Origin of the sequence: Pseudomonas sp. DC3200b2 (assembly GCF_049895785.1) — a bacterium.
GTDB lineage: Bacteria > Pseudomonadota > Gammaproteobacteria > Pseudomonadales > Pseudomonadaceae > Aquipseudomonas > Aquipseudomonas massiliensis.
The window spans coordinates 38,510-50,558 of record NZ_JAFCTA010000006.1; the positions used below are offsets into that span (position 1 = coordinate 38,510).

The window sequence follows — 12,049 nt, forward strand, 5'->3', positions numbered from 1 at the left end:
CCTGCCAAGGGATTGCCTGATCCTGCGAACCGTGTGCCCGAACACGCCAGCGGCGGGCTCGACTGTCGCTTCCAGCTAACGGAGGTCTGGGCAGGCGGATTGCCCGGCCGCCGCCCGGTGCCGCAGACTTTGGCCAGTCGCTCGGCAGAATCGTGCAAGCGGCCCGCAGGATCTGCCTACCCGGTCGGCTTGCTCGTTTATAAGATAGCCGGACCAATTCATCCGGAGCTCTCGCCATGAACGACCTCGCCGCGCCGCTGGACAGCATGATGGAACGTCAGCGCGCTGAGCTGGCCGAGATCATCGGCCGCCATACCGAACAGCGCCTGCACTGTGAAAGCACAGTGCCCGGGCTTTACCTGATTCGCTATAACGAATGTGCCACCTCGTTGCCCACCCTCGCCCAGCCAGCGCTCTGTGTCCTGGCCCACGGCAGCAAGGAAGTGAGCCTGGGTGAGGAGCGTTACATCTATGACCCGCTCAATTACATGGTGGTCTCGGTGGCCATGCCCATTAGTGGAAGAATCCTGGAAGCCACCCCGCAGAACCCCAGCCTATCCTTGCGCCTGGATATCGACCCGGCGGAAATCACTGGGCTGATCGCCGAAGCCGGTCCGTTGAGCGTACCTAACCGCCCGGCGGGGCGGGGGCTGTATGTGGACCGTCTGTCCTGCGAACTGCTCGATGCGTTGCTGCGTCTCGTGCGCCTGATCGACAGCCCGCGCGACCTTCAGGTCCTCGGCCCGCTCATCCGGCGGGAAGTGCTCTACCGGCTGCTACGCAGCCCCCAGGGCCACCGCTTGTACGAGATTGCCCAGGCCAACAGCCAGACCCACCGCGTTACCCAGGCCATCGACTGGCTCAATGGCAATTTCGGCGAACCACTGCGTATCGAGGCCCTGGCCCGGCGAGTGAACCTGAGCGTTTCCACCCTGCACCACCGCTTCAAGGCCATGACGTCCATGAGCCCGCTGCAGTATCAAAAGCAACTGCGCCTGCAAGAGGCACGACGGCTGATGCTGCTCGATGGCCTCGAGGTGGCGGCCGCCTGCTACCGCGTCGGCTACGAAAGCCCGTCCCAGTTCAGCCGTGAGTACAGTCGTCTGTTCGGCGCGCCACCGAGTCGTGACCTGGCTCGCCTGAAGAAGACCTCGGCCTGATCAACGCCACCGCTGTGCTTGCGTCCGGTTCCTGGCGACCTAAGCTGAAACTATCGGCATAGGCGCCAGCAAGGCTGGCTCCAACCGAGTAGTAAGGAGATCAGCCATGAACACAAAAACAAAAACGGTTCTGGTATACGGCGCGGCAGGCCTGCTGGTGGCTAGCCTTTATGGCGCTTCGCTGTACCGGGTAGAACAGATGCGTACGGCCCAAGGCGCGCACGGCGGTTGCAGCCATGCCCTGTGCCTGGCCCAAGGGGCATCCTTCGCGGCGCTGCGATGAGATTAAACTGACGTCAATCAGGGTCACCTCGGCTGTCAGATTGTTCATGGTCGGGGCGCAAGCGCTTTAGTAGACTCTCGGGCCTGCCCATAACCGTGCGGCCAGCCTGTGACCTCTCCGACGCCTGCCACCCCCGCCTTGCGTGATGTACTGGTTGCCCTGATGAGCGCGATCTTCCTCGGCGCGCTCGACCAGACCATAGTCGCGGTGTCATTGCCAGCCATCTCGGGCCAATTCGCCGATGTGACACTGCTGGCCTGGGTGGTGGCCGGCTACATGGTCGCCATGACCGTGGCGACACCTCTGTACGGCAAGCTCGGTGATCTCTACGGGCGCCGGCCCATGCTGCTCATCGGGATGGGCCTGTTCACCGCGGCCTCCCTGTTGTGCGGGTTGGCCCAGAGCATGGAGCAGCTAGTGCTGGCGCGCATACTCCAAGGCATGGGCGCCGGCGGCATGATCTCGGTCAGCCAGGCCATCATCGGCGACGTGGTGCCGCCCCGTGAGCGCGGCCGCTATCAAGGCTATTTCAGCAGCATGTATGCCGCCGCCAGCGTGGCCGGCCCGGTGCTTGGCGGGCTACTGACCGAGCACCTCTCCTGGCGTTGGGTGTTCTGGCTCAACCTGCCCTTGGGGGCCGCGGCCTGGTGGTACATCCGGCGCACCCTTGCCGGGCTGCGATCCCCGCAACGCCAGGCACGTATCGACTATCCGGGTATCGTACTGCTGGTGGTCGGGCTGAGCGGGGTGCTGCTGGCCGTGACTGAAGTGGGCCAGGGCCGGGCCTGGAACAGTGGCTCGGTGCTGGGGCTGTTCGCGCTGGGAGTCCTTGCCTTGCTCCTCTTCGTGCTGCAGGAACGGCGTTTCGTCGAACCCATCCTGCCCCTTCGCCTGTTCGCCGCGCCTACCGCGGTGCTGTGCTGGTGCACGGTCTTCATGACCAGCTTCCAATCCATTTCGCTGTCAGTGATCGCGCCACTGCGTTATCAGAGCATCACCGGGGCGGGAGCTGACAGCGCCGCGTTATTCCTGATGCCGCTGGCCATGGGGCTGCCCATCGGTGCCTTTCTGGGCGGACGCCATACGGCACGTAGCGGGCGCTTCAGACCGGTGATTCTCACCGGCGCGCTCATGGTGCCGGTAGGCGTGCTCGGCATGGCCTTCACGCCGGTGGGCAACTTGTTCACGAGCGCTCTGTTCATGGTGCTGACCGGCGTCGGCTGTGGCTTGCAGTTTCCCACCTCGCTGGTGGGCGCGCAGAACGCTGCGCAACCGCAAGACATCGGTGTCAGCACCAGTACCACCAACCTGTTCCGCTCCTTGGGCGGGGCCACGGGCGTGGCGGTCATGTCCGCCTTACTGCTGGCTTTGCTGGGAGCAGACGCAGGCCTGGGTGAAGGCGCCCAGCACAACGCGCTGTTGCATGGCCTTGGGCCGCAGGCGCCGGCTGACAGTCAGCTGAGCGGGCGATTCCGTGAACTCTTGTGTATCAGCGCGGGCCTATCCTTGCTGGGACTGGCGGCGGCGTTGAAGATGCCCGACGTACTATTGCGGGGGCGCGGCTGAGGGCTGCGGCTGAACGCGCAGGGCCGGGCTGAAGCGCAGCATGTCCATGAGCGCGGCGACCCAGCGCGCGGCCTCTTCCTCCAGCCGCTGGCTTTCCGGGACCAGCAGCCAGAGGCTGATATGGCCGTTGACGTAGGCATGCAGGGCGAGCGCGGCATGCTGGGTATCCAGATCGGCGGGCAGTTGCGCGCGATTGACCGCATTACGCAACGTGCAGGCGATACGCTCGTTGCATTCGGCGATGACCGCCTGACGCCGCTGGCGAAGGTCACACATGTCATTGGTGAATTCGCACTTATGGAAGAGGATTTCGTTGATGCGCCTTGTCCTGGGATCGAGGGCAACACCCTGAAACAGTTTCACCAGCAATGCTTGCATGCAACCCAGCGGGTCAGGTTCATCGGCGCTTTCGCTGGCACGGGCCAGGTCTTCCAGCGGCTCGTTGAGGTTATCCAGCAGGGCCTGGAACACATCGGCCTTGTTGCTGAAATGCCAGTAGATAGCGCCACGGGTCACCCCGGCACGAGCAGCGATATCCGCCAGGGTGGTGTTGGCCACGCCTCGCTCGAAGAACGCGAGCTCGGCGGCATCGACAATTTGCTTACGGGTTTCCAGGGCTTCTTCTTTGGTACGGCGAACCATGGCAGTGACCTCATCGAGCGCTTCGATGGAACGAAGCGAACCGGCGCTTTTATTATGATCAGGCGCGTCGGCGGGTGAGCGATACGCAGCAGAGAGAAGGCACAACGCCTATTTACAAACAGCCGCGAACGTAAGTATATTCGTTAGCAACCTATTTATCTAGATGTTACAAACCCTTCCGTTCAACTACTCTTGAGCGTCTTCTGCGTTCCGCCCCGAGGATCTTCATGCAATTCAAGCCAGCTGTTACCGCATTGGTATCCGCCGTTGCCCTGGCCACGCTGCTCAGTGGCTGTGAAAAGAAAGAGGCCGCGCCGCCCCCGGCCCAGGCTCCTCAAGTCGGCGTGGTCACCCTTAAACCGCAGACGGTCACCCTCACCAACGAGCTGCCGGGACGCACCAGCGCGTTCCGCATGGCCGAGGTGCGCCCTCAGGTGGACGGCATCATCCTCAAGCGCCTGTTCCAGGAAGGCGCTGATGTAAAAGCGGGCCAGCAGCTGTACCAGATCGACCCCTCGGTGTATGAGGCGACCCTGGCCAACGCCCAGGCCAGCGTGGAGCAGTACCGCACGCTGACCAATCGCTACAAGCAACTGATCGCCGAGCAAGCCGTCAGCCGGCAGGAATACGACACCGCCCGCGCCCAGCAGCTACAGGCGGAGGCGACCCTCAAGAGCGCGCAAATCAATCTGCGCTACACCAAGGTATTGGCACCCATTTCCGGCCGGATCGGCCGTTCGTCCGTGACCGAAGGCGCCTTGGTCACCAACGGCCAGACCACCGCCCTGGCCACCATCCAGCAGTTGGACCCCATGTACGTGGACGTGACCCAATCCACCGCGGACATGCTCAAGCTGCGCCGCGCCATGGCTGATGGCCAGTTGCAGAAAGCCGGCAATAACGCGGCCAAAGTCCAGCTCAAGCTGGAAGACGGCACCCTGTTCGGTCAGGAAGGCAAGCTGGAGTTCTCCGAGGTATCCGTGGACGAAACCACCGGCTCGGTGACGCTGCGCGCTGTGTTCCCCAACCCTGACCACAGCCTGCTGCCAGGCATGTTCGTACATGCCCAGCTAATGGCCGGCGTAGCCCAGAATGCCATTCTGGCTCCTCAGCGTGGGGTGACCCGCGATCTGAAAGGCACCCCGACCGCCCTGGTCGTCACCGCGGACAACAAGGTCGAGCAGCGTACGCTCAAGACCAGCCGTACCGTGGGCGCTTCCTGGTTGATCGAGGACGGCCTCAAGGCCGGCGACAAGCTGATCGTCGAAGGGCTGCAATACGTCAAGCCTGGGGCCGAGGTGAAGCCTCACGAAGTAGCGATGGATGCGCCAGCGGCGCCCGACCAGGCGGCCGGGGGCCAGAAGGAGTAAACCATGTCGAAGTTCTTCATTGACCGGCCGATCTTCGCTTGGGTGATCGCGCTGGTAATCATGCTGGTGGGGGGATTGTCGATCCTCAAGCTGCCCATCAACCAATACCCGGCCATCGCTCCACCCGCGATCGCCATCGCCGTGAACTACCCGGGCGCCTCGGCCCAGACCGTGCAGGACACGGTGGTGCAGGTCATCGAACAGCAGATGAACGGCATCGACAACCTGCGCTACATCTCGTCGGAGAGCAACTCCGACGGCAGCATGACCATCACGGTGACCTTCAACCAGGGCACCAACCCGGACATCGCCCAGGTACAGGTGCAGAACAAGCTCAACCTGGCCACCCCACTGCTGCCCCAGGAAGTGCAACAACAGGGCCTGCGCGTCACCAAGGCGGTCAAGAACTTCCTGCTGGTGATCGGCCTGGTGTCCACCGACGGTTCGATGACCAAGGACGACCTGGCCAACTACATCGTGTCCAACCTGCAGGACCCGATTTCCCGTACTTCCGGCGTGGGTGACTTCCAGGTGTTCGGGGCCCAGTACGCCATGCGCATCTGGCTGGACCCGGCCAAGCTGAACAACTTCCAGCTCACGCCCCTGGATGTGACCAGCGCCATCGAGGCGCAGAACGTGCAGGTGTCGTCCGGCCAGCTGGGCGGCCTGCCTGCCCTGCCGGGTACCCAGCTCAACGCCACCATCATCGGCAAGACCCGCCTGCAGACCGCCGAGCAGTTCGGCGATATCCTGCTCAAGGTCAACACCGATGGTTCCCAGGTGCGTCTGCGCGACGTGGCGAACATCGGCCTGGGCGGCGAGAACTACAGCATCAACGCCCAGTACAACGGCAAGCCGGCTTCCGGCATGGCGATCAAGTTGGCCACCGGCGCCAACGCGCTGGACACGGCCAAGGCGATCCGCGCCACCATCGACAACCTCAAGCCGTTCTTCCCCCAGGGCGTGGAGGCGGTCTTCCCCTATGACACCACCCCGGTGGTCACCGAGTCGATTTCCGGCGTGGTGCACACCCTGATCGAAGCGATCGTGCTGGTGTTCCTGGTGATGTACCTGTTCCTGCAAAACTTCCGCGCCACGGTGATCACCACCATGACGGTGCCGGTGGTACTGCTCGGTACCTTCGGCATCCTGGCCGCGGCAGGCTTCACCATCAACACCCTGACCATGTTCGGGATGATCCTGGCCATCGGCTTGCTGGTGGACGACGCCATCGTGGTGGTGGAGAACGTCGAGCGGGTGATGGCCGAGGAGCATCTTTCACCCAAGGAAGCGACGCGCAAATCCATGGGGCAGATCCAGGGCGCGCTGGTGGGTATCGCCCTGGTGCTCTCGGCGGTACTGCTGCCGATGGCATTCTTCGGCGGCTCCACTGGCGTGATCTACCGGCAGTTCTCGATCACCATCGTCTCGGCCATGGCCCTCTCGGTGTTCGTGGCGCTGGTGTTCACCCCCGCCCTCTGCGCCACCCTGCTCAAGCCCATCGACCAGCAGAAGCACGGCCAGCCCAAGGGCGGCTTCTTCGGCTGGTTCAACCGTACCTTCGACCGCAGCGTAATCAGCTACGAGCGCGGCGTGGGGCATATGGTCCGCCATCGGGTGCCGGCCTTCCTGGTCTACCTGGTGATCGTGGCCGCCATGGCCTGGCTGTTCACTCGCATCCCGGCGGCCTTCCTTCCGGACGAAGACCAGGGCGTGATCTTCACCCAGGTGCAGACGCCGCCCAACACCTCGGCCGAGAATACCCAGAAGGTGCTCGACCGCGCCCGGGAATACCTGCTCGACGCCGAGCATGGCGAAGGCAATGCGGTGAAATCGGTGTTCACCGTCAACGGCTTCAACTTCGCCGGCCGCGGCCAGAGCTCGGGCCTGGCGTTCGTGATGCTCAAGCCATGGGACGAGCGTGATTCGAGCATGAGCGTGTTCGAAGTGGCCAAGCGCGCCCAGCAGCATTTCTTCAGCTATGGCGATGCCATGACCTTCGCGGTGGTGCCGCCTTCGGTACTGGAGCTGGGTAACGCCACCGGCTTTGACTTCTACCTGCAGGACCAGGGTGGGGTCGGCCATGCCAAGCTGATGGAAGCGCGCAACCAGTTCCTGGGCATGGCTGCCCAGAGCAAGATCCTGGCCGGCGTGCGCCCCAACGGGCTCAGCGACGAGCCCCAGTACCAGCTGACCATCGACGACGAACGCGCGCGGGCCCTGGGCCTGAGCCTGTCGGATATCAACAGCACCCTGTCGGTCGCCCTGGGCGGCAGCTATGTCAACGACTTCATCGATCGCGGTCGAGTGAAGAAGGTGTATGTGCAAGGCGATGCCAGCGGTCGCATGCGTCCCGAAGACCTGGAAAAGTGGTACGTGCGCAATGACAGCGGCAAGATGGTGCCCTTCTCTGCCTTCGCCAAGGGCGAATGGACCTACGGATCGCCCAAGCTGTCGCGCTACAACGGCGTAGCGGCCGAGGAAATTCTCGGCACTCCGGCCCCTGGCTACAGTACCGGGCAGGCAATGGACGAGGTGGAACGCCTGGCCAAGCAACTGCCGGCTGGCGTGGGCTACAGCTTCACCGGGCTGTCCTACGAGGAGCGCCTGTCGGGTTCCCAGGCGCCGGCGTTGTATGCCTTGTCCGTACTGGTGGTGTTCCTGTGCCTGGCGGCTCTGTACGAAAGCTGGTCCATTCCTATCGCGGTGATCCTCGTGGTGCCGCTGGGGGTGATCGGTGCCCTTATCGCTACCAGCCTGCGTGGCCTGTCCAACGACGTGTTCTTCCAGGTAGGCCTGCTGGTGACGGTCGGCCTGGCGGCGAAGAACGCGATCCTGATCGTGGAATTCGCCAAGGAGTTGCACGAGCAGGGCAAGAGCCTGTTCGACGCAGCGGTGGAAGCCTGCCGCATGCGCTTGCGCCCGATCGTGATGACCTCCATGGCCTTCATCCTGGGCGTGGTACCTTTGGCGATCTCCAGTGGCGCAGGCTCCGGCAGCCAGCATGCCATCGGTACCGGCGTGATCGGCGGCATGATCACCGCGACCATCCTGGCGATCTTCTGGGTACCGATGTTCTTCGTTACCGTTTCTTCTGTATTCCACGGTCGCAGGAAGCCTAGCGACCCTACACCTGATGAGGCTCGCCAATGAGCAAGTCATTGATCTCCCTGGCAGTGGCCGCCGCGCTCCTGAGCGGCTGCTCGCTGATCCCGGACTATCAGCAACCCGCGGCGCCGGTGCCGGCCCAGTACCCGCAAGGGGCGGCCTTCGCTCCGGCGGACCCGGCCAAGGTCGCCGCCGCCGAGCAGGGATGGCGCGAATTCTTCCGCGACCCGGCCCTGCAACGACTGATCGAGTTGTCGCTCCAGAACAACCGCGACCTTCGGGTCGCGGCCCTCAACGTGGATGCCTACGCGGCTCAATACCGCATCCAGCGGGCCGACCTGTTGCCGGCCGTCAGCGCCGACGGCGCCGGCACCCGCCAGCGCAGCCCGGCCGACCTGTCCACCTCGGGCCGCGCCGGCATTTCCAGCACCTACTCGGCGACCCTGGGCATCTCGGCCTACGAACTGGACCTGTTCGGCCGCGTTCGTAGCCTCAGCGAACAGGCGTTGGAAAGCTACTTCGCCACCGAAGAAGCGCGCCGCTCGACCCAGATCAGCCTGGTGGCCAGCGTGGCCAATGCCTACCTGACCTGGCAGGCGGACCAGGCCCTGTATGACCTGACCGAGCAGACCCTCAAGGCCTACGAAGAGAGCCTGCGGCTGACCAGCCGCAGCGCCGAGGTAGGCGTATCTTCGGCGCTGGACCTGAGCCAGGCCCGCACCGCCGTGGAAGGCGCTCGCGCCAACCTGGCCCAGTACCAGCGACAAGTGGCCCAGGACCTGAACAACCTGGCCGTGCTGGTAGGCACCCGTCTGCCCGAGGACCTGCCCCGCGGGCAGCACCTGGACGGCGACCTGCTCAGCGAGGTGCCAGCGGGGCTGCCTTCCGACCTGCTCACCCGCCGCCCGGACATCCTCCAGGCCGAACATAATCTGAAGGCGGCCAACGCCAACATAGGCGCGGCCCGCGCGGCCTTCTTCCCCAGCATCAGTCTGACAGCCAGCGCCGGTACCGCCAGCGCGGACCTGGATGGTTTGTTCAAGGGAGGTTCGGGACGCTGGATCTTCAGCCCGTCCATCAGCTTGCCGATCTTCAATGCCGGTTCGCTGCGCGCCAGTCTGGACTACGCCAAGATCCAGAAAGACGTGAACGTGGCGAATTATGAGAAGGCCATCCAGACAGCGTTCCAGGAAGTCGCCGACGGGCTGACCGCGCGCAAGACCTATGTGGATCAGCTTCAGGCCCAGCGTGACCTGGTCAAGTCCAGCGAGGATTACTACCGCCTGGCCGACCGTCGTTATCGCATCGGTGTGGACAGCCATCTCACTCTGCTCGACGCGCAACGGTCCTTGTTCAGCGCCCAGCAATCGCTGATCAGCGACCGCCTGGCCCAGCTCACCGCCGAGGTGAACCTGTACAAGGCCCTTGGTGGCGGCTGGTATGAAACCGCCGGGCAAGCCGACAACGCTTCGCTGCAACCGCCAAAGGGTTAGCCCAACCCCTGCCGTCCGCCACCGTTACCTGAAGCCAGGGTAGCGGTGGCGCCTCCCGCCTTGAGCGAATGTCGTTGCCGCAAATAGCAGCAAAATGCCACCTTTCCTTCGGCACTACCCTCGGATTGAAACAACCAATCCGCCCGCCTCGCTTAAAACAAATGCATAGCTGCTTTGCCAAAACCGATACGGCTCAGCGCTTTATCGCGTCCTTGAGCGGTTCAGGGCTTGACGGGCGCATTTATTTAGACAAAAGTCATAGCGCTTTAAAGAAATTTTTACTTACAATCAGATCGGACATCGTAGGACTGATGCCGTAATGTAACCAGGCAGTTAGTGTTCGCCTATCGCCCGGATTACCCGCAGCAGAATTGACCCGAAGGATCGGGCTTAGCACCATCGGCAAGACGAGGCTACCCGCGCACACGGGCAGTCCGGACCCAAACCAATAACAACAGGTTGGCCACTATGCATATCGCCCGCGCGCTCCAGCCGCATCACGCCTGATATTCAAGACAGACACCCGGTGTACCGGTTCTCCGGCCCTCCGTGACCGCTCGCGCGGCCAACCATTGCCTATGATCACCAGAGACCACAACAAGAATGAACGCCACCCATACGAGCTTCGCCCGTAAGAAAAGTTTCGGCCTCGCCCTCCTCGGCCTGGCTGTTTCCGCCGCCGCGCTGCCCGCGGCCGCGGCTGAATCGGGGTTTGTGGAAGATGCCACCGCCACGCTCAACTTCCGTAACTTCTACTTCAACCGCAACTTCGTGAATCCGCGCTACACCCAGGGCAAGGCCGAAGAATGGACCCAGAGTTTCATTCTCGACGCCAAGTCCGGCTTCACTCAGGGGACAGTGGGCTTCGGGGTCGACGTACTGGGTATGTACTCGATCAAGCTCGACGGCGGCGCTGGCACCTATGGTACCCAACTGTTGCCGACCCACGCGGGCAACGAACCGGCGGACGACTTTGGCCGCCTGGCTGTCGCTGGCAAGGCGAAGTTTTCCAAGACCGAACTGAAGGTCGGTGAGTGGATGCCGGTATTGCCGATCCTGCGTTCGGACGACGGCCGCTCTTTGCCTCAGACCTTCCAGGGCGCGCAGATCACGTCCAAGGAAATCGACGGCCTGACCCTGTACGGTGGCCAGTTCCGCCAGAACAGCCCGCGTAACGACGCCAGCATGGAAGACATGTACATGCAGGGCAAATCGACGGCAGCGGCGTCGGATCGCTTCAACTTCGCTGGTGGTGAATACACCTTCAACGAAAAGCGCACCTTGATCGGTCTCTGGGGCGCTCAGTTGGAAGACGTGTACAAACAGCAATACCTGCAAGTGCTGCACAGTCAACCCATGGGTGACTGGACCCTGGGCGCCAACCTGGGCTTCTTCCACGGTTCCGAAGACGGCAGTGCCCTGGCGGGCGAAATGGAAAACCGTACCTTCTCCGGCCTGTTCTCGGCCAAATACGGCGGGCATACCTTCTACGTCGGTCTGCAGAAGGTGACGGGCGACAGCATGTGGATGCGTGTCAACGGCACCAGTGGCGGCACCCTGGCCAACGATACCTATGGCTCCAGCTATGAGAACCTGAAGGAAAAATCCTGGCAGATTCGCCACGACTACAACTTCGCGGCGCTGGGCATTCCTGGCCTGACCTTGATGAACCGTTACCTGCAAGGCAGCAACGTACACACGGCGACCATGGATGACGGCAAGGAATGGGGCCGGGAAACCGAGCTTGCGTATACCATCCAGAGCGGTACCTTCAAGAGCCTGAGCGTACGCTGGAGGAACTCCACCCTGCGTAAAGACTTCGCCTCCAACGGCAACGGCGACTTCGATGAAAACCGCCTGATCTTCAACTACCCGTTGAGCCTGTTGTAGTCCGGTACCTCGCTGGCTCCGCCTGGAGCCGGCGAGGCTAGCGAATGGCATGTGAGCATTCGCCAGCTTCGCTGGCTCCAGCCAGTTGGCCTCTGGCCTGGATGATCAGCTGTCGGTGGTAGCTAGCGAAGAGCCATGGCCTACCCCCTCGATTCCACCCCCAACTCATCCCACACCGATTCAGCCAGGTGGAAAGTGGCGTTCGCCGCCGGAATGCCGCAGTAGATGGCACTCTGCATGATCACTTCCTTGATCTCTTCCCGGGTCACGCCGTTATTGGCGGCGGCGCGCAGGTGCAGCTTGAGCTCTTCATTGCGGTTCATGCCAATGAGCATGGCGATGGTGATCAGGCTACGAGTGTGCCGCGCAAGCCCCGGCCGGGTCCAGATATCACCCCAGGCGTGACGGGTGATCATCTCCTGGAACTCACGATTGAAATCCGTCAGGTTGTTCAGGCTGCGGTCTACATGGGCATCGCCCAGTACCGCGCGGCGGACCTTCATGCCTTCGTCGTAACGCTGTTGTTCGTCCACGGTG

9 protein-coding genes are annotated in these 12,049 nt (G+C 62.9%); 7 read left to right on the plus strand and 2 right to left on the minus strand.

What is annotated here, in order from left to right:
- Positions 1-236 precede the first annotated feature (236 nt).
- The 3 genes from ACP691_RS17425 (at position 237) to ACP691_RS17435 (ending at position 3,009) form a co-directional block, all read left to right on the plus strand.
- Positions 237-1,160 (plus strand): AraC family transcriptional regulator N-terminal domain-containing protein, encoded by a 924-nt coding sequence (locus ACP691_RS17425; RefSeq protein ID WP_426151881.1) that lies wholly within the window; start codon positions 237-239, stop codon positions 1,158-1,160.
- Between the two features lie 106 nt (positions 1,161-1,266).
- Entirely contained in the window at positions 1,267-1,443 is a 177-nt protein-coding gene (locus ACP691_RS17430) for a hypothetical protein (protein ID WP_426151883.1), read from the plus strand.
- A gap of 162 nt (positions 1,444-1,605) precedes the next feature.
- Complete coding sequence (locus tag ACP691_RS17435) at positions 1,606-3,009, plus strand: MDR family MFS transporter (RefSeq protein WP_426151885.1); 1,404 nt, start codon at positions 1,606-1,608, stop codon at positions 3,007-3,009.
- Here the strand turns inward: ACP691_RS17435 and ACP691_RS17440 are convergent.
- Positions 2,989-3,651 (minus strand): TetR family transcriptional regulator, encoded by a 663-nt coding sequence (locus ACP691_RS17440; protein ID WP_426151887.1) that lies wholly within the window; start codon positions 3,649-3,651, stop codon positions 2,989-2,991. The genes ACP691_RS17435 and ACP691_RS17440 overlap by 21 nt on opposite strands.
- A 227-nt stretch (positions 3,652-3,878) precedes the next feature.
- Between ACP691_RS17440 and ACP691_RS17445 the strand changes: the two genes are divergently transcribed.
- The 4 genes from ACP691_RS17445 to ACP691_RS17460 all read left to right on the plus strand — a co-directional run bounded on the left by ACP691_RS17445 (position 3,879) and on the right by ACP691_RS17460 (position 11,512).
- Positions 3,879-5,021, plus strand: coding sequence for an efflux RND transporter periplasmic adaptor subunit (locus ACP691_RS17445; protein WP_426151889.1), 1,143 nt, complete (start codon positions 3,879-3,881; stop codon positions 5,019-5,021).
- A 3-nt stretch (positions 5,022-5,024) separates the two neighbouring features.
- Complete coding sequence (locus tag ACP691_RS17450; protein WP_426151891.1) at positions 5,025-8,174, plus strand: efflux RND transporter permease subunit; 3,150 nt, start codon at positions 5,025-5,027, stop codon at positions 8,172-8,174.
- On the plus strand, positions 8,171-9,622 hold the full coding sequence (gene adeC, locus ACP691_RS17455; protein ID WP_426151893.1) for an AdeC/AdeK/OprM family multidrug efflux complex outer membrane factor: 1,452 nt from the start codon (positions 8,171-8,173) through the stop codon (positions 9,620-9,622). The genes ACP691_RS17450 and adeC overlap by 4 nt, the downstream gene beginning before the upstream one ends.
- A gap of 603 nt (positions 9,623-10,225) precedes the next feature.
- Positions 10,226-11,512: an OprD family porin gene (locus ACP691_RS17460; protein ID WP_426151895.1), complete on the plus strand. Its 1,287-nt coding sequence runs from the start codon at positions 10,226-10,228 to the stop codon at positions 11,510-11,512.
- A gap of 140 nt (positions 11,513-11,652) precedes the next feature.
- Here ACP691_RS17460 and pcaC read toward each other — a convergent pair whose 3' ends face one another.
- Entirely contained in the window at positions 11,653-12,045 is a 393-nt protein-coding gene (gene pcaC, locus ACP691_RS17465) for a 4-carboxymuconolactone decarboxylase (RefSeq protein ID WP_426151897.1), read from the minus strand.
- Positions 12,046-12,049 lie beyond the last annotated feature (4 nt).